Genomic DNA, 22,925 nt, shown 5'->3' with positions numbered 1-22,925 from the left:
ACCAAGGACCAATGACCAATGACCAAGGACCAAGGACCAATGACCAATGACCAATGACCAATGACCAATGACCAATGACCAATAACCAATAACCAATCCATCACCCGTTGAGCTTTTGCTCAACCAATTGGTTGGTTAACTTGGGGTCCGCACGTCCTCCGCTGAGTTTCATGACTTGTCCGACAAAGAAGCCTTTGAGCTTGGTTTTGCCGTTGCGGTAGGATTCGACTTCTTTGGGATGAGCAGCGATCGCCTCGTCAATCATTTTTTCCAAGGCGGAAGTATCAGAGATTTGAATTAATCCCTTGCTTTCTACCAGTTCCTTCGGTGAGCCGCCTTGGGTGAGCAGTTCGGGTAAGATATCTTTGGCAATTTTGCCGCTGATGGTCCCGGAGGTAATTAAGCCGGTGAGTTCGGCTAGGGCCACGGGTGTCAGGGCGATCGCGGTAATACTCAGCTTTTCGGTTTTTAAATAGCCGGTAATATCCCCTTGAATCCAGTTAGCGGCTTGTTTGGCATCCCCACCTTCCGCGAGGGTGGCTTCAAAATATTCCGCCACGGCACGATCGTCGGTGAGCACCCGCGCATCGTAGGGGGATAAACCGATTTCGGTTTCGTAACGATGGCGTTTTTGGGCGGGGAGTTCCGGGAGTTCGGATTTCCACTGTTCCAGTTGGGTGGAGGAGACTTCGATGGGTCCTAAATCCGGTTCGGGGAAGTAGCGATAATCGCTGGAGCCTTCTTTACTCCGCATACTGATGGTGCGTTGGCTGCCTTCTTCCCAGAGGCGGGTTTCTTGGTAGATGGGTTCGCCGTTGGTGATGGCGTCGATTTGGCGGTCGATTTCATGCTCGATCGCCCGTTGGATGGCGCTAAACGAGTTCATGTTTTTAATTTCGACTTTGACGCCAAATTCTTCTTGTCCCACGGGACGCACGGAAATGTTGACGTCACAGCGCAGGGAGCCTTCTTGCATATTGCCGTCGCTAACGCCGAGATAGCGGACGATCCGTTGCAGTTCTTGGGCATATTCTGCCGCTTCTTGTCCCGATCGCAGGTCCGGTTCGCTGACGATTTCAATTAGGGGAATCCCGGTGCGGTTGTAGTCTACTAGGGAGTAGGTGGAACCGGAGAGGCGATCGCTTCCGGCATGGACGAGTTTTCCCGCATCTTCTTCCATGTGCAGACGGGTAATGCCGATCCGCTTGCGGGTGGCATTTCCCTGTTCGTCTACCAGTTCGATTTCCAGCCAGCCATGTTCGGCGATCGGCAAGTCATACTGAGAAATTTGATAATTTTTCGGTAAATCTGGATAAAAATACTGCTTGCGGTCAAATTTGCTGTAAGGCGCAATTTCGCAGTTGAGTGCCAGTCCTGCTTTTACGGCGTATTCGAGGACTTTTTGATTCAGAACTGGCAACACCCCAGGCAACCCCATACAGACTGGATCGATGTTGGCATTGGGTGGTGCACCAAATGCCGTAGAGGAATTGGAGAAAATCTTGGTTTTGGTACTGAGCTGACAATGGGTTTCTAGTCCGATTATCGCTTCGTACTTCGTTGTTACGGGTGCAGAAGGCGTCATGAAGGTTTAAATAAGCGACTATGCAATAGTACCGTTCTTATTTTAGCCTTCCTGATGCCTCCTGTTGGAATAGAACCTCCCAATCATCCAGAATTTACGGGCTCAGTTGATTTGATTAAAATCTCAAATTGCCAATTATACATAAATAATTTCATTTAATAATTCAGGAAAGTTAAGCGAGTGTAAATCTTGAGAATAAAGGTTTGAATCACTGACAATTTGACCAATCTGTGAGATAATAGCGCCAGATTCCCCTTAATCCCTGAAGGGGGAAGGACAATCGGGACAGAACTCAACGGCAAAACAGACCACTTACAGCTTCAAAACAGGCGTTTAAACTCTGACTGAAAGGGCAGCGGTCAGACCCATCAACCGTGAGGGGGTGAATGGGAGTCGGTTAAGCCATTGTAAATATTTACGAAGGTTTTGCCCGCAAACGAGTTGACTGGTGCTCCAACTTTGCTTGAATTGGAGTATCAGCTAAAAAAGTGGGAATTGATCGCCCGGAAGTCCCTGACAAAAAAATGGTCAAGAACCGGGCGATCGAGTGGAACTCTGAGGGATTGGCACTAAACCCAAAACTGTGTTTCCCGGTAATAGCCAAATGGCTCTTAAAGCGGTAAGATTTGATTGATCAAACCTAATTCACAAAATAAGAGGTGTTTCTATGAATGAACTCAGTCGAGATGAAATGAGAGAACGGCTGGGCAATATTGACCAGATTCGCGAGATTATTGTCGGGTCACAGATTCGCGACTATAATCATCGATTTGAACAAATCGAGGCTAACTTGATTTTGTTACAAAAAGAGTTTCGCGATCGCATCGAGGAAGTCAAAAATTTGTCTGGTACTGAAATGCGCGGAGCAGTAGAGGCCCTGGAGAAAAGAATTAAAAGCGTGAGTTTAAACACCCAAGAAGATTTGACCGACGTGCGGCAACAGCTAGAACGGACCAAAGCCAAAATTTCTCATACCATTGAATCCCTGGATGAGTCGCTGGATAAGCAAACCAAATCCATTCGAGAACAAATCATGGAAATCCAACAAACTCATCAAGAGAACATTCATACCTTGCGAGAGCGAGTATTTGAAGAAGTGGAACGGCGTTTTTCCAACTTAAAAGAAGGAAAAATCGCCCGAGATGATATGGCAGAAATTTTATTTGAAATTGGGATGAGGCTGAAAGGAACCGAGTTTGCACCGGAACTGCGCGAAGCTGCCGAAACTCAGATTACGGCAGATCTCCTGTTACCGGATCACCGCAATGGCGAGTAAATAAGGTCGATTAAAATCAGGGCCGATCGCGGTTTTTTTAGACTCAGAATAACCGACGGATGAAGAGAGTTGGCAGGGGGCATAATCATGGATTTGTCACAGGAAAAGCAAGTTAAGCGTATCGAAGACGAAGAGTGGTTAAAGACCGTAAATCATGAAAAAATACCACCCGCGCCAGATCCCCTGGAAAACTTGCGCGATGTGTTGCTCGAAGCCCTTGGGGGGAACCCTGTAAAAAGGACCCAATTGTCCGAACCCCTCAATGACCAAACTTCACCCAAGCTCGCCACCGATCGCACCGTAACCCGGGAATGGAAATCGGGGGAGTCGGTAGAAAATGGCGGACGCGATCGGGCTATTAAAAAACGCGATCGCCCTTCTCCTAAACCTCCCCAAAATGGTGAATGGCGAACCATTACCGTCAACCATTATGCGATCGCCGAAGGAGCCGAACAACCCACCCCTGCCGGAGCGAACTCATCAGCAACAATCAGAGAAAATGTCACTCAAAAGGCTCATTCTCCTGATGAGAATGAGTTCTTAGCCAGTTCTGAATTCAACCCGGAATCTGTAAGTGCAAAACCGCAGACCCCACCGGGATGGACCGAACCCGATGGCGATTTAACCGAAAATTACCTCACCCATCAGGGGAATTCTACTACCTATTTTAACGAACCCTTTTCAACAGAATCCCGTTCAAATCCAAACGTTAACCCAACCCACCCTATTAATAACCCAGTTGTCACAGAAACGAATAAAGACCGGGATGAACCCAGCCCGGTTCAACCTCCAAAAAGCGACTCGGAAGAAGAGAAATGGCCCACTCTGAACACCTATTCACCTCAGAGTAACGCTCCGGTGATTCCCGAACTATCCGAATTGCGAGCTAATAGCGAGGCGGTGTTAGCCGGAATGGAGCAATTAGAAAGCCTGTTTGGGATAGAAACCCCAGGACAGTCTTTGCAAACCCACCCGGTGAGTGCTGATTCATTACAAACCGTCGATCCGATGGAAAGTTTGCAGCAGCTTTTATTCGGTTCGCAATTATCGGAACTCGATCGCCTCAAGCAATCCCTGACCGAAAATGACTTACCTGGACTGCGCGAATTGCTGGTACAAACCAACGCTAACTTACAATCTTTGGAAAGTCAGATTTATGACCCGCAAAAGCTGATTGAACTGCTTAAACCCTGGATTGCGGAAATTCTCAGTCGAAAAATTACCGACTCCAAAGAAGAAGTTGCCCAGGCATTGGTTCCGATTATTGATGAAGTGATTAAGAACCGATCGCATGAAAATAAAGCAGCCATGAGTTCGGCGATCGCTTCCATCCTACCCAGTGCCATTACCCAACAAATCAAAGAGAGTCCGCAAGATGTCGCCAAGGCCCTTGGACCGGAAATGGCAATGGCCATTAAAGAACAAATCCGACTCGATCGCAACTCGATCGCCCAAGTCTTAGCCCCCGAAATGGGACGCACCATCAAAGAACAAATTCGCCTAGAACGCGATGCAATGGTCGATGCCCTCTATCCCGTGATTGGCAATACCATTAGCAAATATATGACCGAGGCGATTAAGTCCATTAATGACAAAGTGGCTAACGCTTTGAGTGTGGAGGGAGTAGAACGCAAAATTCGCGCTAAAGTCCAGGGGGTTTCTGAAGCCGAACTGATTCTCAAAGAATCCATTCCCTTTGTCGTGCAAGCGGTCTTTTTAATTCACAAAGCCTCCGGGTTAGTGATTGCCGAAGCCCAGGAAGAGGGAGACTACCGCCTAGAATCAGAAATGGTTGCCGGAATGCTCACAGCGATTCGCAGCTTTGTCAATGATTGTATTGTCAAACCCGGGGAAATTTCTGAATTAAGTGAAGTTGAATATGGGGATTCCAAAATCATTCTGGAAGTAGGAGGATACTGCTATTTAGCAGTAATTGTTAAAGGCAATCCGAGCAAAGCCTTTATCAAAAAAATGCAAAAAATGGTGACGACTATCATCCTGGATTATGAGCAACCGATTCAGGAATTTGATGGAGACCCGGCAAATGTTCCCCCTCGCATTCAAGAATTAGTCGATCAACTCATAGAATCAAATGCTCCAAAAGTTGACCGAAAACCTTACACCTTATTAGGGTTATTTCTGGCTGGCGGTATCTTAATGCTGGTAGTTTGGATTGGCTTCTTTTACTATAGTTCCACCCAACGCCGGATTCAGTCCCAAGTTGCTGTGGCGTTGAGTTCAGCCCCAGAATTAGCGGTGTATCGCCTCGATGTGAAGGCGAAGCGGAATCGAGTGATTGTATCCGGAAAGTTACCGAATCCAGAATTGCGTCAACGGGCCCAAGTTATTGCGGCAACAGCGGCAGGCGATCGCACCTTAGAGAATCAAATTATTGCCGTTGATGTCCCCCCGGATTCTACCCTCGTTCGAGGGGAAGTGGCACGAGTTAGTGAGGTGTTCAATCAGAGAAACGGGGTAGAAATTACCGCTAACTATAAGGAGCAAACCGTCACCATTGCCGGGACTGTCATGGAGATGTCCCTAGCGGAGCAAATCGTCCAAGGATTCCAGCAAATTCCTGGGGTTAACTCTGTGGTGAGTACCCTGAAACTTGACCCGGTGACGATTCAAACTCGGATCTATTTTGATGCCGGTTCTGCTCAGTTAAATCCTAGTTATGAACAGACTCTGGCAAGTCTGAAGGAGTTTCTCGAACAATATCCGGACAAAAATCTCAGGATCATTGGTCATAGCGATCGCACAGGTTCTCGTCAGATTAACGAACGGTTAGCGTTGCAACGGGCGCAAGCGGTCCAAACTGCCCTGATCCAGTTAGGAATACAACCCACTCGTTTAGAGGCGATCGGGGATAGCAACCCGCCTCAAGACGTAGACTCTAGCCAACCTAAATTACTCGGGCGGGTTGTTCTTTTTGAACCCATCACACCCGAACCCAAAAATTAGTTAACATTATGTCAACCATTTCTAAGAAAATCTGCATGATTGGGGATTTCGGCGTCGGAAAAACCAGTTTAATTCGCCGATTTGTGGACCGGGAATTTAGTGACCAATATCTCTCCACCGTCGGGGTGAAAATTTCTCGCAAACCCCTGCAAGTGGAAAAAGAAGCAGGGGCTGAACCCATTGGAATGCAGTTATTAATTTGGGATTTGGAAGGTCACACAAAGTTTAAGGCGATCGCCCCTTCCTATCTCCAAGGTTCAGGCGGTGCGTTAATTGTCGCCGATGTCACCCGCACCGAAACCATCGAACGAGTTGCCGAACATATTCAGCTATTTGCCTCGGTCAATCCCAAAGGTGCATTGATGGTCGCCTTAAATAAAGCTGACCTCGTAGAACCGGAAAAAATTCCAAAACTCCAGGAATTATGTCAGAACATTGTATCCGGAGTTTCTCCCGGATCTGAATTGGTTTTAGGCATCTATTCCACCTCAGCCCGGACTGGAGAATTTGTGGACGAAATTTTCCATAAATTGGCGATTCAAACCCTAGTAAAAACTTAACTCATCTTCACTTAACTGATGGGGGATTTTTCGGGCGTCGGTTCAGTCGAGAAACAAGAGGAGTATTCCCGGGTTTGAGACTCTGATGGGATGCTAATGAGTGAAGCGTTCCTCAAGAGTTTCCGGTGCTTTCCCTCGACTGGACCGACCCTTGCCCTATGATAGAGAGAAGGAGGACCGAAAAGACATGACGACTGGCATGAATCCCCTATTAGAAAAACTTTTAGCCCCTCGCAGCTTAGAGTATCTCGTCATCAATCCAGATGGGATCATTTTAGACAAATCCCCCCAAGTCCATCGGTTTGCGGAGCATCCCGAACAGGTTGAAGCGGGACAGGATGCCAGGGAGGGATATCCCGAGTTAATTGGCATCGAACAGGTGTGGGTCGATATCCTGGAAGGGCGCTGTAATAGTTTTGAATTACAAGGGATCAATCGCTGTTCCGATCGCGAGGGGACTTTGTATCTGGATTTGTGGATCGTGGCCCACTCCCAGGATAACCACCCACCCGATCGCTTATTTGTGTTCTTTGGAGATGCCACGGAACGCATGGTTTTACGGCAAACCTTAGTCCAGCGAGAAAACGAGGCTTATCTCTTATTAAATAGACTAAATTCAGCTAAATCGGCCTTAGATAAAATTTTTCAAACTGCCCTTGACCCTATTATCGTTTGTACTGCCGAAGGATTAATTAAAAAAACAAACAAAGCAACTGGGGAACTATTAAGCTACAGTGAATTAGAATTAATCGGGAAACCTTTAAAGGAAATCATCCCCAATATTCAACGCTTAGAAATCATAAATTCTGGACGGTCTGATGAGCAAGCAGAAGAGGCTTATTATCTGAGGAAAACCGAAATAGAAGTCACCTGCCGAAGCAAAAAAGGCGAAGACATAGCGGTGGGATTTTCCCGAGGGGTCATCCGCAACGAAGACGAGGAAATTGAAGAAGTCGTGTATGTCGGACGGGACCTCACCGAACGGAAGCGGACCTCGGCGGCGATCGCCAAAATGAATGCCGCCTTAGCCGGGCGCGTCGAGGAACGAACCCGCACCTTACAGTACACCATCGGCCAACTAGAAAGCGAAATCGGCGATCGCCAACGGGCCGAAGCCGCCTTGCAAAAAGAACGAGAATTTCTCAACGCCTTACTCAACAACCTCCAAGACAGCATCATCGCTTGTGACGCCGATGGCACCTTGAGCGTCTTGAACCGAGCCAGCCAAGAAGTCTACGGACTACCAGAACAGCCCCTATCCGTCACCCAATGGGGGGAACACTTTCAGTTTTACCATCCCGACGAGAGTACCCCCATGCCCATTGAACAGACCCCCCTGTATCGAGCATGGCAGGGAGAACGAGTCTATGAGCAGGAAATGGAAATCTTGCCCAAACAGGGCAAAAAGCGCATTTTAGTCGCCAACGGACAAGCCCTCGTCAATGCCCAGGGAGAAAACCTCGGGGCTGTAGTTGCCATGCAGGATATCACCGCGCGCAAACAAGCCGAAAAAGCCCTGCAAAACATCATCTCGGGGACCGCCGCCGTTACCGGAGAAGAATTCTTTCCCGTCTTGGTGCAACATCTGGCAACCGCCCTGGGAGTACCCTATGTGTTGCTGTCCCAACTAGAGGGGACCGAAGAGAAAAAATTAAAAACCCTAGCCTTTTGGTGTGGCGATCGCCTTGCGGACAACTTCGAGTATCAACTGTGCAACACCCCCTGTGAAGTCGTCATCTCCGAAGCCCGACTCTGCCACTACCGCGATCGCCTCCAGGAACTCTTCCCCAACGCCCCAGCCCTTGCCCCCATCAATGCCGTGGGCTATCTCGGCGTTCCCCTCTTCGACTCCCAGAACCGGCCTATCGGCAACCTCTGCATTCTCCACGACCAACCCCTAGAAGTAGACCCAGAAGCCCACGCCATTCTCAGCGTCTTTGCCTCCCGCGCCGCTGCCGAACTGCAACGCAAATGGGCCGAAGACGCCTTGAAAAGCGCCAATGACGAATTAGAACGCCGAGTCCAAGAACGCACCCACGAGCTATCAGAAACCCTGAACAGCCTGCAAGGGGAAATCGCCGAACGCCAGAAAACCGAAGCCGCCTTGCGCCGGAGTGAAGAACGGTGGCAGCTTGCCATCAAAGGCACCTCCGATGGCATCTGGGACTGGGATTTGAAACGCGATCGGGTCTTCCTCTCCGCACGCGGCCAAGAAATGCTCGGCTATGCATCCCAAGACCAATTTCACCCCTTTGCCGAATGGGAAAGTCGGATTCATCCCCATGACCTAGAACCCTGCCGCAAAGCCATGCAAGCCCACCTGTCCAATACCGGGTCCTCCTACTCCCAAGAACATCGGGTTCGGACCCAAGACGGTGGATATAAATGGATTTTAACTCGGGGTCAAGCCCAGTGGGACTCCGAGGGAAACCCCATCCGGATGACGGGTTCCCATACCGACATCACCGATCGCAAACAAGCGGATGAAGAACGCCGCAAATTTGTCGCCCTCGTTGAAAACAGCAAAGACTTTATCGGCATGGCCACCTTAGAAGGAAAAGCCTTTTATGTCAACGAAGCCGGTCGCCTCCAGGTGGGACTCGATTCCCTCGAACAGGTCTATCAAACCGAAATGTCCCACTACTTTGCTCCAGAAACCTGGAGGCAATATCAAGAAGTGGCCATTCCCACGGTCATGCAAACCGGCCATTGGCAGGGGGAAACCAAACTGCGTCACTTTAAAACTGGCCAATGCTTTGATATGGAAACCAGTTTATTTCTAGTCAAACATCCGGAACGGGATCAGCCAATATGTTTCGCCACAATTCAACGGGATATTAGCGATCGCAAACGGGCCGAAGCCGCCCTCATCGCCAGTGAAAACAAATATCGCTCCGTTATTGAAAATTTAAGTGAAGTAATTTTCCAACGGGATAAACGCGGTTATTTAACCTTCCTCAACCCCGCTTGGACCGACATCACCGGATTTACCATCGCCGAAAGTGTGGGCCAACCTTTCCTCTCCTTTGTTCACCCTGAAGATCGCCCCAACTTTTTAAAAGCCTTTGAATCCCTCCTCCATAGCGAACAAGATTCGGTCCGCCACGAAGCCCGATTCCTCACCAAAGAGGGGAGTTATCGCTGGGTTGAAGTTCAGAAACGCTTAAATATTAACGATCGCAATGACTATATTGGCACTGCCGGTTCTCTCAACGATATTACCGATCGCAAGCGCATCGAACAAGTCCGCGAACAGGAACGCCAACAGTTACGACAAATTATTACCAATGCCCCGGTGGCAATGGCAATGTTTGATACTCAAATGCGCTATCTGGCCTATAGCAACTGTTGGTTAAAAGATTACAGCCTGGAGGGACAATCTCTCCTAGGACAATCCTATTATGAGCAGTTACCAGCATCGGAAAACATCACCGCTATTCATCAGGCTGCACTCCAAGGAGAAGTGCTCTCCCGACCGGAAGAATGTTTTGAACTCAGCGATGGCACCCAACTCTATCTGCGCTGGGCGGTGCAACCTTGGTACCGCTCAGAACATCAAATCGGGGGCATTATCATCGTCACTCAAGTGATTAATGAATTAGTCCAGGCCCGAGAACAGGCGCTACAAGCCTCCCGCATGAAATCTCAATTCCTCGCCAACATGAGTCATGAAATTAGAACTCCCATGAATGGCGTGATTGGCATGACCGATTTACTCCTCAAAACTCCCCTTTCTTCCCAACAGCAAGATTTTGTCAAGACCCTGAAAACCAGCAGCCAAAATTTGCTGATTTTAATTAATGATATCCTTGACTTTTCTAAACTCGAAGCCGGGGAAATGCGCCTGGATTGCATCGAATTTAATTTAAGCCGCTGTATCGAAGAAACCATTGATTTACTGGCCACCCAGGCACAAAGTAAGCAACTGGAATTAATCTACCTGGTAGACTCTGAGATTCCCCCGACTTTAATCGGAGACCCAACTCGGCTGCGTCAGGTGTTAATGAACCTGACCGGAAATGCTCTGAAATTTACTCAGAAGGGTGAAGTTGTGGTTCACGCTTCTTTACAGATTCAAACTCCCACGACTACTACCCTATATTTTGAAGTCCGGGATACGGGAATTGGCATCAATGCTCAGGATCAACATAAATTATTTCAATCCTTTTCCCAAGTGGATGCCTCAACGACGCGCAAATATGGAGGCACGGGTTTGGGATTGGCGATTTGTAAGCAATTGGTGACGTTAATGGGGGGTGAGATTGGGGTGGAAAGTTCCGTGGGGGTCGGTTCGCGCTTCTGGTTTACGGCGACTTTTGAAACCGTTCTAGGTGGGGTGAATGTGCTGCCGGAATTAGCGCCATCTCCTCGGGATTTGCGCTTGTTGGTCATGGACGCTAATGCCACGAGTCGGCAGATGATTTGTGCCTATTTAGAGTCTTGGCATCTTCAGGGTGAGGCGGTGGCGAATTCATCGGAGGCGATCGTCGCTTTGCATCATGCTTACGCCCAAGGCAATCCGTATTCGCTGGTTTTAATTGACCTCCAAAATGCTCGATCCGATGGGGAAACTCTGGCCAAAGCCCTGATTTTTGACCCCAGTTTCTCCAACCTCAAATGGGTCGTCATGGTGTCAATTCATCAACATGAATTGGTAAAAAGCCTCCTAAAAAAAGGGGCGGCGGGTTATTTACTCAAGCCTATTAAAGCCTCTCGGTTATTAGAACGGTTGACCGAAGCGCTTCAGGGTCAACCGTTGGAGGTTTCTCCTGGGTTATTCCTGCGGGAAGATTCTAGCAGATCTAGTCCGGTATTTGAACCTGTAAAAAATCTGAAAATTTTATTGGTGGAAGATACTCCAATTAACCAAAAAGTGATTTTAAACCAACTGAAGGTACTGGGGTATGCTGCCGACTGTGTGGAGAATGGACAGGAAGCACTAGACTGTTTGGAGCAGCAACAGTATGATCTGGTTTTGATGGATTGTTTGATGCCGGTTTTGGATGGATATAAAACAACTCAAGCGTTGCGCGATCGCGAAGGTTCCTCTCGTCATACTCCCATCATTGCCATGACGGCCAATGCGATGAAAGGCGATCGGGAAAAATGTTTAGAAGCCGGAATGGATGACTATATTAGTAAACCTGTGGATATCGACCAGTTAGCGGCGATGTTGCGTCACTGGGGTGAAACCATCAGCGGTGTTCAAGAGACTATTCCCCCCCCAGCACAACCGCCAACAGTCCCTTGTCAATCCGCTATCTCTGATCCCCGGGATGAAGCGCCCATTGATCTCGATCGCCTCCATGAAATTTCTCGGGGAGATGAGGAGTTTGAGTTAGAACTCCTGGAAACTTTTATGGAAGATGCGGTGGTTTATTTTGAGGATATCAAGCGTTATATAGAAACTCAAGATTGGGTCGCTTTAAGCCGTCGCGCTCATCAGCTTAAGGGAGGTTCGGCTACCGTTGCTGTCCTCTCCATGCCCAATATTGCCCGTCAACTTGAATTTCAAGCTAATCAGCAGTGTCCCGATGGTCTGGAAGAGTTAGTGGCTGAATTAGAGATAATTTTTACCCGCCTTCACCTCTTTATTGCCACCCTCAAGGAAGAAGCCTAGGGGATGGTTTTAGAGGTCTTTGACACAGGAGGAATGATGCAGTCGTTCGGTTAACAGGGCTTCAAAAGCGTCCACGGCTAGGGGGGGACTAAAGTAATATCCTTGGATTAAATCACAGTTATTTTTTTGGAGAAAATCATATTGTTCACGGGTTTCTACCCCTTCGGCAATTACTTTCAATTTAAGCTGTCTTGCCAGTTGGATGATGGCATTGATAATGGCGGCATTTTTGGGGCTAGTCAGCAAGTCTCTGACAAAAGAACGGTCTATTTTCAGGGTATCGAAGGGAAATTGTTGCAAATAACTTAAGCTCGAATAGCCGGTGCCAAAATCATCGAGAGAAAGTTGTAGGGAGAAGTCTTTGAGGTCTCGGAGGATGCAGATAGCTAGATCGGGATTTTGAACCAGGGCACTTTCGGTGAGTTCGATTTCTACATGACAGGGATTGACTTGGCTTTCTCGGATGATATGAATGACCCGCTGGGTTAAACCCGGTTGATTAAATTGCAGTCCGGATAAGTTGACCGCAATGGTGAGTTGATATCCGGCCTGTTGCCAGAGTTGGGCTTGTTCGCAGGCATTCTGCAAGACCCATTCATCCAGGCGCACAATCAGTCCGGTTTCTTCGGCGATGGGAATAAATTCGGCGGGGGAAATTAAGCCTCGGTCGGGATGAAGCCAGCGGATTAAGGCTTCGGCTGCGACAATTTTGCCGGTTTGTAAGTGAACTTGGGGTTGATAGTGAAGGATGAATTCATTGCGGTCTAATGCCTGCCGCAAGCTCATTTCTAGCATGAGGCGATCGTAAGATTTCTCTTCAATGGCTGAAGTGTAAAGTTGATAGCAATTCCCGCCTTGTTCTTTGGCTTGGTGCATCGCTAAGTTAGCGGATTTGAGCAAGCTATCAATTTCTTGACCATCATCGGGATAGAGGGCGATGCCAATGCTACTGGTGAGAAATACTTCGTTGGTTAAGACAGTAAACCCGTGGGAAAATAGGCCAAGGAGATGGCGCGCTGTTTCTTCGACTTGAGGTTTTTCCGTTAAGGGGGGGAGAATTAAGGCCAGTTGCTCGCTGTTTAACCGAGCCACGGTTCCTTCGGGTCCCACATACTGGAGGGTCCGCTCGGTGACGGCTTGGAGTAATAAGTCGCTGTAGTCGGTGCCGAGAGTATTGTTGAAGCGGTTGAGCTGGTCTAAACTCAGGATGGCAACGGGGATGAAGCCGGGTTGAGCCTCGTCACAGGGGAGGGTGCGCTCGAAGCGATCGCGCAGCATTAAGCGATTGGGAAGATTGGTTAAGCTGTCGTAATAAACGAGGGCGTTGAGTTGGGCGATCGCCTCTTGGACGGCATTCGTCTGTTCTTCCTTCAGCCGTTCCCGTTTGGCGAGTTGGGAGGCGATCGCCCCCATCAGTTCGGTGCGAGTGAAGGGTTTCGTCAGATAATCACTGGCACCGAGTTCCATTCCCCGACGCATAGAGGAACGGTCCTCCTGGGCGGTTAAACAGATCACCGGGATCATCGCCGTGGTGGGGTCCTGTTGCAGGATCGTCAGCACTTCATAACCATTCAGCCCAGGCATCATAATATCGCACAATATTAAATCCGGCTGTTCCGTTTGCGCCAATTTTACCCCGATGTTGCCATTTTCGGCACCAATGGCATCAAAACCTTCCGAACTCAGAATTTTGATCACGGTTTTGCGAAACGAATTTTCATCTTCGACAATCAGTATTTTCTTTTTCATAGACTCAACAACCCGATCTGACAGTTTTCTTGACCGATTAACGTCTCGGTTGAACCACACCCTAAATGGCCGCAATACTGTATTGTCACCATTTTCTCCGCTTCGATTGAACTCTTTTACCAGACCAGGCTCCGGGGAGGACTCCACCGGCGTCAGCTTGACAAATTTTAAGCGATCTGTGACTTGATTCGACAAGTTGGCCCGATCGCACGTTGGAAGTTTCAAGATTCTTGCCTAGGATTGAACGAGCCTGAACGTCTCCTAGGCTATTCTTAGGGTCCTGAACCTTTGAGGCTAAAAACAAATATTATTTTATTTTACCATACCCGATCCCTACGTCTAGGGGAGGCTCAATCCGAAACGGGTTTAAATATCAATTCCCAAACGATCGCCCTTGAAACTTTTTGATGAAAACCTGAAAAGCAAGAGATAAAATACAGAAGCAATGGGCTGGGGATGGTGGCAGTGTCAGGCTGTGAAATCGCATCCTTTTCTATCCTTTTAATAAATGTTTAGAATCCAGTCCGCAAAGTGGGCATCCTAAATAAATCGCCCACAGTGTTTTTCTAGTGAACCGGAAATGCCAAATGAACCCGATTCTCAATAAACTACTCACTCCTCGCCAGATGGAGTACCTAGGGGTCGATCGCGACTGGTACATCATTGAGGCATCTGCTGGCGCAATGGAATTTGCATCCCGGGGCGCTAGAGTCGGGGTGGGAGAGGATGTCCGGAGCGGATTTCCCGAACTCATCGGTCTCGAAGAGGTATTCCTGGCGATCGTTCAAGGACAGCGGGAAGGGTTTGAAATCAAAGGCATTGCCCGCATTCTAAAATCGGGCAATCCGCTTTATTTCGACCTGTACTTGATAGCGGACCCGACCCTAGCTGAAACCGAGGAACAGCGCGGTTTAATCCTGTTAGAAAATACCACAGAAACGATGGTATTAAAGCAAGAATTAGTGCAACGCATTAATGAAGCTAACCTGCTGCTTTCTACCCTAGAGGCAGCCAAATTTTACACCGATAAAATCATCACATCAATGGCCGATGCCTTGTTGGTGACCGATCGCCGGGGTCGGATTCAAAATGTCAATCCTGCTGCCGTTAATTTATTTGGCTATTCCGAAGAGTCTGAACTGATTGGTCAGCCGATTTCTCTCCTGATTGAAAGCGCAGAACTCTTACCCCCTGAGCGGCATCACCATTCCCCCAGTGCCCCCCCCCTTTTGACAACCGCTGAAGGCATTTGTCGGACGAAACAAGGAGAAAGTATCATTGTTTCTTTCTCCATTGCAGCCATTGGCACTGAACTCGATGATTATGGGGATTTAGTTTATATTGGCCGAGACATTACCGAGCGTCAACGGGCCACGGCGGAACTGGACCGCGCCCGTCGAGAAGCAGAACAGGCTTCCATCGCCAAAAGTTACTTTTTAGCGAATATGAGCCATGAAATTCGCACCCCGATGAATGCAGTCTTGGGGATGACGGGGTTATTATTAGAAACCGCTTTAACCGCTGAACAGCGGGACTTTATCGACACGATTCGCACCAGTGGAGATGCCCTTTTAACCTTGATTGATGAAATTTTAGACCTCTCCAAACTCGAAGCCGGAGAGATGCACCTCGAACAATTAGATTTCAACCTAGCCACTACCGTGGAAGAAGTCATCGATTTATTGGCCCCCCAAGCCCATTTAAAATCCGTAGAAGTGGCCTCTTTTATCGAGGAGGATATCCCCCTCGGGTTGCGGGGAGATAGCTCCCGATTGCGGCAAATTCTCACGAATCTGATTGGAAATGCGATTAAGTTTACCGAGGAGGGCTATGTGGTCCTGCAAGTCGAACGGGTGAGCGAAACTCCCCAGGAAACGACCCTGTTGTTCTCGGTTATGGATACGGGGATTGGGATTGCGCCCCAAAACCAAGGTCAGCTTTTTCAACCCTTTTCCCAAGTGGACTCATCGACGACTCGGGAATATGGAGGAACGGGGTTGGGACTGGCGATTTGCCAACAGTTAGTGACTTTGATGGAGGGAGAAATTGGTGTAGAAAGTCGGGAATCAGAAGGGTCAAATTTTTGGTTTAGAGTTCCATTTGAAAAGCCCGAGATTCCCATTAATAAGCTATCAGCACCGCCGGAGATAGCGGGGCTGTCGTTGTTAGTCGTAGCCAACAGTGAAGTGGTGCGAATGGTGATTGGCGATCGCGTCAGCCGTTGGGGAATGCAAGTGGAAGAAACTGAGAGTGACACAGCGTTCACGTTCTTGCAAACTCAATGGGAGCAAGGCATCGAATATGACCTGATGGTGATTGATTTAGAAATGTCGAAGATTACGGGAATTGCCTTAGCTGAACAGATTAAACGGGATTCGCGATTTGCCAGCATTCCTTTAATTGCGATCGCCGCGACCCATCAGCGCAATTTCGTCAAAACCGCCTTAAACAGTGGCTTTTGCAACTGCCCAATTAAACCCATTAAACCCGCAAGGTTTTTAGAAGTCATTTGTCGTGCAGCGGGCCTAGCGATCGCAACAGAGCCAGACCGGGTTGCCTATCCCAAAGATAAAATCAACACCGGACAAACTCCCATCAAAATTCTTTTAGCGGAAGATAATCCCGTTAATCAAAAAGTAGCCATTAAACAACTGGAGCTATTAGGATATCAAGCCGATATTGCCAATCAGGGTGAAGAAGCGCTGAAATTGTGGCAGACTCATGCTTATCATATCATTTTGATGGATTGCCAAATGCCGGTCCTCGATGGATATCAAGTCACCGCCAAGATCCGCCGCTTAGAACGGGGAACCGGGGAGTCTGAAGTCCGTAACCCCAGGCATACCGCGATCATCGCCATGACGGCTCATGCCATGAAGGAGGACCGGGAAAAATGTTTAGCCGTTGGAATGGATGATTATATTAGTAAGCCAGTCTGTCCGGAACAACTTCAGGCTATACTATCAAAATGGGTCAATCAATTGAGCGGAGCAAGAGTTAGCTTTCAACCCGTTGACGCGGGCGATCGCTCCTCCGGAGACCAGATCCTGGATCTGGAACGTCTTGAACGAATTTCTCAAGGAGATTCGATTTTTCGGAAAGAGCTGCTAGAAACATTTATTGAAGAACTACAAACCCATCTCGTATCACTCCAAAGCGTTTCCTTAGAAGACTTAGCCACCCTCAAACAAGAAGCGCATTATATTAAGGGTGCGAGTGGGAATGTCGGAGCTCAACAAATTTGTAGCATTGCCGCCCAATTGGAACGAGACGCCAAGCAAGGTAAAACAGATAATCTATCTGATTTATTCGCTCAATTAACTGAAGCCTATCAAGCATTCGTTATTTTTGTAGAGCGAGCCTGGGAGAATGAACCCCTTCTTTAAAAAATTTTTAGTTGTCCACGGCATTGAGTACCTGATCCTCGATTCAGCCTTAACCATCCGTAAAATCTCCGCAGGAGTGGACCGATTTTCTGATTCTCCCGGTCCCATTCAAGTCAATGATGAGGTGGGACTGGCCTTTCCCGAATTGATCGGAGTCGAGGACCTCTTACAGGAGGTTTTAGAAGGACGGCAAATCAGCTTTGATTTAAAATCCCTGAGTCGGTTTACCGAAGCGGGGAAGCCGGTTTATTTTGATATGTATGTCGTGCAAACAGAAGAGAGCCAGGGACAACAACTCATCGTTTTTTTAGAAGATGTCACCGATCGCATGAGCTTGGAACAGCGCTTAGTCCAAGCCACCAATGAAACCAATCTTCTCCTAGCTGCCCTCTCGGAATCCAAACGGTATATCGAGCAAATTCTCTCCTCGATGGCTGAGGCATTAATCGTCACCAGTGAAACGGGTTTAATCAAAAAAGTTAATCAAAGCACCCTGGACTTATTTGAGTATTCTGAAGCGGAATTACTCGGAAAAGAGATTTCCCAAATTGTGGAAGATCATCAGGATTTGGTTCAAGAATTTTTCCTGTCCCAGATGGAACGAGATGAACCCGGCTTGTCCCCGGTAGAAATCATTTGCCACACCAAAACTCGGAAAAAAGTGTATGTGGCCTTTTCCTGTGCCGTGATTAATGTTTCCGCAGCCGATATTCCCGATTTGGTTTATATCGGTCGGGATATCACCGATCGCAAGCGCAAACAACAACGGAATTTAGCACAATCCGCGACGATTCGGATTTTGTCGGAATCGGCAAATCTGGTCGAGGCGGCACCGAAACTGTTGCCTGCCTTATGTGAAAGTTTAGAGTGGGATGTCGGTGAAATTTGGCAGGCGCAAACCCACGATGGCAGTGCAGATTATCCTCTGTCTAAGCTGTCGAGGGAGTCAAAATCTCAACCGGATTGTCTCACTTGTCTGCAACTGTGGCACAACCGGGTCCCGGAATGGGAAGCGTTGCGACAGAATAGAAAAACCCAATTAGCTGAGGGTGAAGGATTACCCGGTCGGGTGTGGGCGATTCATGAGGCGGTGTGGACAGCGGATCTCCCTCGGGAAGCGATGAAGTGGCTGGGAACAGAATACTTAGTGCAAGCGGGTTTGAATAGTGGGTTTGTCTTCCCGATTTTCGGGGATGCTTCGGAAACTGATCCCCGGGTGGACCAATCCCCGGAATTGCTTGGGGTGATTGGGTTCTATAGCCGCGATATCCAGACGATTGATGAAGATTTGATGGGAACTTGTAGTGCGATCGCCAGCCAGATTGGTCAATTTATCAAACGTAAACAAGCCGAAATTGCCCTCCAAGAAAGCGAAGAACGCTATCGCGATTTATTTGAAAATGCCAGCGATTTGATTCAGAGTGTTTCTATAGAAGGTCGGTTTTTATATGTCAATCGGGCTTGGAAAGAAACCCTGGGATACAGTGAATCCGACCTGGAGCGCCTGACGGTGTTTGAACTGCTGCATCCCCAGAGCAAATCCCAATATCAAGACCGCTTTGAACGCATCTTTGCCGGGGAACCCATTGATGAAGTCACCGCCGAATTTATGACTAAATCCGGTCAGACTATCTTCTTACAAGGCAGTATGAATTGTAAGTATTTAGAAGGCAAGCCGGTGGCGATTCGGGGAATTTTCAGGAACATTACCGAACGAATTAAGGTAGAAAAAGCCCTGCAAAAGCAACAGAAGAAAACTGAAAATTTGCTGCTGAACATTTTACCCGAACCCATCGTCGATCGCCTGAAGCTGGAACCGAACAGTATCGCTGAAAATTATGCGAATGTCACGGTTTTGTTTGCCGATTTGGTGGGGTTTACCGAAATTGCTTCGGAACTTTCTGCCTTGGAATTGGTCGAGTTGCTGAATTTAATTTTTTCAGCCTTCGATCGCCTCACGGAATTGCATCAACTGGAAAAAATTAAAACCATTGGGGATGCCTATATGGTAGTCGCGGGATTGCCCACCGAACGAGCAGACCATGCGGAAGCGATCGCGAATATGGCCCTCGATATGCAAACCGCCTTAACCCAATTTAATCAGCAAACCCAGCAGTCCTTTAGCATTCGGATTGGCATTCATAGCGGCCCCGTGGTAGCCGGGGTGATTGGCATCAAAAAGTTTATTTATGACTTGTGGGGGGACACGGTAAACATTGCCAGTCGCATGGAATCTCACAGTTTACCGGGACGAATTCAAGTCAGCGAAACCACCTATTATTTACTGCGGGAGCATTACAAACTGGAAAAACGCGGAACCATTGCAGTCAAAGGAAAGGGAGAAATGAATACCTATTTTCTCATCGGGTCAAAATCCGAACTCTAGCCGTTTCCCTCTTTCTGAAATCCGTCAGTCTGGGGTTAAATTTCCCCGGCAGTTTCATAGACCGGCGGGGCTTCAAAACCCCGCCGATGTCTTTTTCCTAACGGTTTAAAAAACCCTAAATCTTCTCTGGTTTTACAAAACTGAAAGGGTGTTTCTTGCCCTTAAGCAATCCCAACCAACTCAATTTCAAAAATCAAATCTTTTCCAGCCAGGGGGGGATTGGCATCTAACGTCACTTTCGACTCAGAAATCGCCGTAATCACCACGGGAATAATTTGGTTGGGGGCTTGTTGAATTTGTAATTGTTGTCCCACATCTAAAGGGATATTATCCGGCAGTTGCTGGCGCTCAACTTCCACCACCATTTCGTCCCGATGGGGTCCATAAGCCTCTTCCGCTGGAATTTTTTCCGTTTTGGATTCCCCCGGAGTCATCCCTAAAACCGCTTGTTCAAAACCGGCAATGAGTTGTCCTTCCCCCAGGACAAATTCCAGAGGGTCGCGATCGACGGAGGAATCAAATACAGTCCCATCGTCTAATTTACCCGTGTAGTGAACTTTCACCATATCGCCCTGCTTGGCTTGGGTCATTTTGTTTGCTCCTAATAATGTTTGCGAAAACAAAGCATCCAAGTCTATAGCTGAACACCTATTTACTCTATGCATCAGCCCGTTAAAACAGCGGGTTCTATAGACTGGATTGAAGTGAAGAAATCTTGCTCCCTCCTTCATGCTAAATCAGTCAGGCTGGAGGGCCTTAACCCCAGGGAACCCATGAACGCTGAAATCCCCAGCCAACCTAGACCTCTGTTCCCGTTGTGGTTATCGGTTAGTATTTTAACTTGCCACACGGAATTTTGCAGGGAGATGGGGGAGTGGGGGAGACGGGGAGGATGGGAAATGTTCGTAGTAACGACTTCAGTCGTTGCTCTCGTGTTATGGCATAAGCCATAACACGAGCAATTGCAGGGTCTACCACCTACCTGCTTGGGGACTGCCTCCAAGAGCGCGCTACATGGCTGACGCCATGTAACGAGGAAACGACTGAAGTCGTTACTACGAACCCGAAGAAACGACTGATACTCCATTCGGTTGTTAAAGGTCTATAAAAACCCACACCCTCAAGGGTGGGGCTACACAGACAAAGCCTGCCTACGCAGGCTGAAGAGTAAAATAGGTCTTTCACAACCGGATTTGGTATGAAGTCGTTACTACAAGCATCTCCCCCATCTTCCCTATCTCCCCCATCTCCCCCATCCTCCCCATCCTCCCCCTACAAGCGTCCTTTGAGCAAATACACCTGCATTGCTCCTTTGCCTTTAATCTCGATCGCCCCTCTTTCTTCAAAACGGTATTGATTTTTCAAACAGTCATAGGTGGCCCTAGACACTTGAATTTGGCCGGGAATGCCGTGGGATTCCATGCGGGAGGCAGTATTCACCGTGTCCCCCCAGAGATCATAGATAAATTTTTTAATCCCAATCACCCCAGCGACGACGGGTCCGGTATGGACCCCCATGCGCATGGTTAAGGATTGATGAAATTCGGCATTAAATCGGGCGATTTCCGCCTGCATTTCCAGGGCCATCTCGGCGATCGCCACGGCACTATTGTCACAGGGAACCGGCATTCCCGCTACCACCATGTAACAATCGCCAATGGTTTTAATTTTTTCTAACTGATACCGTTCCAAGGCGCGATCGAAGCGAGAAAAAATATTATTGAGCAAGTGGACCAGTTCTGAGGCTTCAATTTGAGCGGAGAGTTGGGTAAACCCGACAATATCGGCAAATAACACCGTGACTTCAGCAAAAGTATCGGCAATATTTTCTTCATGACCTTTGAGGCGATCGGCAATGACTTCGGGTAAAATATTTAGCAACAATCGTTCGGCCTTTTCTCGTTCGATTTCCAGGGCTTTTGCTGAGGATTCCAAGGTCTCTAACATGGCATTAATGGTCTGAGCTAAACTGGATAATTCATCTTTTCCAGAGACGGACACTCGCAAGGCTAAATCTCGCCGGTTATCAATTTGTTTGACATCTTGGCTCAAATATGATAGTCGAGCCAACACCATTTTTTCTAACAATAATAGGGTGCAAAAGCCAAAAACCAGACCTACGATCGCCAGGGATACTATCATATACCTTGAACTGGCTTGACCTTGATGGTAAATATCTCTGGGGATATTCAGTTCTAATAAAACTGCTGGGTTACCATAGATATCCCGTAATAGACTATACCCCGCCATCCATTCTTGACTGAGTGGTTCAATCAGGATAGGAGGATCATCGGACATCTGGGATAAGCGAGCGATCGTGGGTTGGAACTCTACCGGAGTAGTGGGATCCATGAGTCCATAAGCCCTCACATCCAAGTGGGTGAGTTTTGCCAAGCGCTGGATTTCTTCGCGATCGAGAAAGCGGGCGATCGCCAAGGTCCCCCGAGTGGGAAGATTTCCCTGACTATTCAGAATGGGTCCGGCGGCGATCGTCATGGGACGGTTATTAATGGTGACAATTCCAGCCAAAGATTCTTGGGGATTCAACACCTGACTCGAAGTCGCTGAAATCTGCTGAGAAACCTCTGCTGGAATTGGCACTAACTTCTGACGAACCAAGTCAAAACCCTGCCCAAAAACGAGTTCACCCTCTTGATTAATAAAGAGAATCGCATTGGCTCGAATTGATGCTAAATTGACTGGCCCTAAATTTCTTTCAATATAATCTAAATTGCCATCTTCGATAAAATTATAGGTTTCATCCCACACCCCCCACTGAAAGTTAAGGGCCTGTAATTCCTGCTGATAATTGGAGAAAGCATCCAAAACTCTTTTGACATTCCGCCTTGCTTCTTTTTGTTCTAAGGTGGTAAAGCCATTGAGTAAAATCGTTGAGGATGTCAAATGCACGACTCCAAATAACCCAGCCAGGGTCAAGCCGATCGCCAGTAATGTTTTCTTACGGAGGGTCATCAGGCCACCAGAGGGGAGAGGACATATCAGGGAAATTATGACATGGATTGGCTCTTTTTTGAGAATTCTGTCCTGACTTCACCTAAAACCAACACCCATGCCTGTTACTGCGATCGGAACAAACCCCCCAACTCAGTGTTACCAGAAGACGCACTTTCGCACCTCACATTCGGTCCAAGTTCGTAGTAACGACTAAAGTCGTTATCTTATCTTCAGTTCGTAGTAACGACTTCAGTCGTTATCTTATCTGAGTTCGTAGTAACGACTTCAGTCGTTATCTTATCTGAGTTCGTAGTAACGACTTCAGTCGTTATCTTTCTTCAGTTCGTAGTAACGACTTCAGTCGTTATCTTTCTTCAGTTCGTAGTAACGACTTCAGTCGTTATCTTTCTTCAGTTCGTAGTAACGACTTCAGTCGTTATCTTT

10 protein-coding genes are annotated in these 22,925 nt (G+C 47.9%); 6 read left to right on the top strand and 4 right to left on the bottom strand.

The window, feature by feature from the left end:
* Positions 1-100: 100 nt before the first annotated feature.
* Positions 101-1,585, bottom strand: a complete 1,485-nt coding sequence (gatB, locus tag NG833_RS22420) for an Asp-tRNA(Asn)/Glu-tRNA(Gln) amidotransferase subunit GatB (RefSeq protein ID WP_254567497.1) — start codon at positions 1,583-1,585, stop codon at positions 101-103.
* Positions 1,586-2,252: 667 nt separating this feature from the next.
* On the opposite strand from gatB, the gene NG833_RS22415 reads away from it, so the two are divergent.
* From NG833_RS22415 to NG833_RS22400, 4 genes are all read left to right on the top strand, one after another.
* On the top strand, positions 2,253-2,861 hold the full coding sequence (locus NG833_RS22415) for a hypothetical protein (protein ID WP_254567496.1): 609 nt from the start codon (positions 2,253-2,255) through the stop codon (positions 2,859-2,861).
* An 87-nt stretch (positions 2,862-2,948) separates the two neighbouring features.
* On the top strand, positions 2,949-5,825 hold the full coding sequence (locus NG833_RS22410) for an OmpA family protein (protein ID WP_254567495.1): 2,877 nt from the start codon (positions 2,949-2,951) through the stop codon (positions 5,823-5,825).
* An 8-nt stretch (positions 5,826-5,833) separates the two neighbouring features.
* The gene (locus tag NG833_RS22405; RefSeq protein WP_254567494.1) at positions 5,834-6,385 is read left to right on the top strand and encodes a Rab family GTPase; all 552 of its coding nucleotides are present in this window, start codon (positions 5,834-5,836) and stop codon (positions 6,383-6,385) included.
* Positions 6,386-6,572: 187 nt separating this feature from the next.
* A complete protein-coding gene (locus NG833_RS22400) occupies positions 6,573-12,005 on the top strand; it encodes a PAS domain S-box protein (RefSeq protein ID WP_254567493.1) in 5,433 nt (1,810 codons plus the stop codon).
* A 9-nt stretch (positions 12,006-12,014) separates the two neighbouring features.
* Here NG833_RS22400 and NG833_RS22395 read toward each other — a convergent pair whose 3' ends face one another.
* Positions 12,015-13,754 carry an EAL domain-containing response regulator gene (locus tag NG833_RS22395; RefSeq protein ID WP_254567492.1) on the bottom strand — a complete coding sequence of 580 codons (1,740 nt, stop codon included), beginning with the start codon at positions 13,752-13,754 and terminating at the stop codon, positions 12,015-12,017.
* Between the two features lie 587 nt (positions 13,755-14,341).
* On the opposite strand from NG833_RS22395, the gene NG833_RS22390 reads away from it, so the two are divergent.
* Together NG833_RS22390 and NG833_RS22385 are read left to right on the top strand one after the other, a co-directional pair.
* Positions 14,342-17,140: a response regulator gene (locus NG833_RS22390; protein WP_254567491.1), complete on the top strand. Its 2,799-nt coding sequence runs from the start codon at positions 14,342-14,344 to the stop codon at positions 17,138-17,140.
* Positions 17,124-19,526, top strand: coding sequence for an adenylate/guanylate cyclase domain-containing protein (locus tag NG833_RS22385; protein ID WP_254567490.1), 2,403 nt, complete (start codon positions 17,124-17,126; stop codon positions 19,524-19,526). Before NG833_RS22390 ends, NG833_RS22385 begins: the two co-directional genes overlap by 17 nt.
* 161 nt (positions 19,527-19,687) lie before the next feature.
* Here the strand turns inward: NG833_RS22385 and NG833_RS22380 are convergent, their stop codons facing one another.
* Both NG833_RS22380 and NG833_RS22375 read right to left on the bottom strand, forming a co-directional pair.
* The gene (locus NG833_RS22380; RefSeq protein ID WP_254567489.1) at positions 19,688-20,116 is read right to left on the bottom strand and encodes a peptidylprolyl isomerase; all 429 of its coding nucleotides are present in this window, start codon (positions 20,114-20,116) and stop codon (positions 19,688-19,690) included.
* 682 nt (positions 20,117-20,798) lie between these two features.
* Entirely contained in the window at positions 20,799-22,499 is a 1,701-nt protein-coding gene (locus NG833_RS22375) for an adenylate/guanylate cyclase domain-containing protein (RefSeq protein WP_254567488.1), read from the bottom strand.
* Positions 22,500-22,925 lie beyond the last annotated feature (426 nt).

It is taken from the genome of Oscillatoria sp. HE19RPO (genome assembly GCF_024220515.1).
Classification (GTDB): Bacteria; Cyanobacteriota; Cyanobacteriia; order Cyanobacteriales; family Laspinemataceae; genus Laspinema.
Note: the sequence above shows the minus strand (reverse complement) of the source record. Positions and strands in the feature narration are given on the sequence as shown.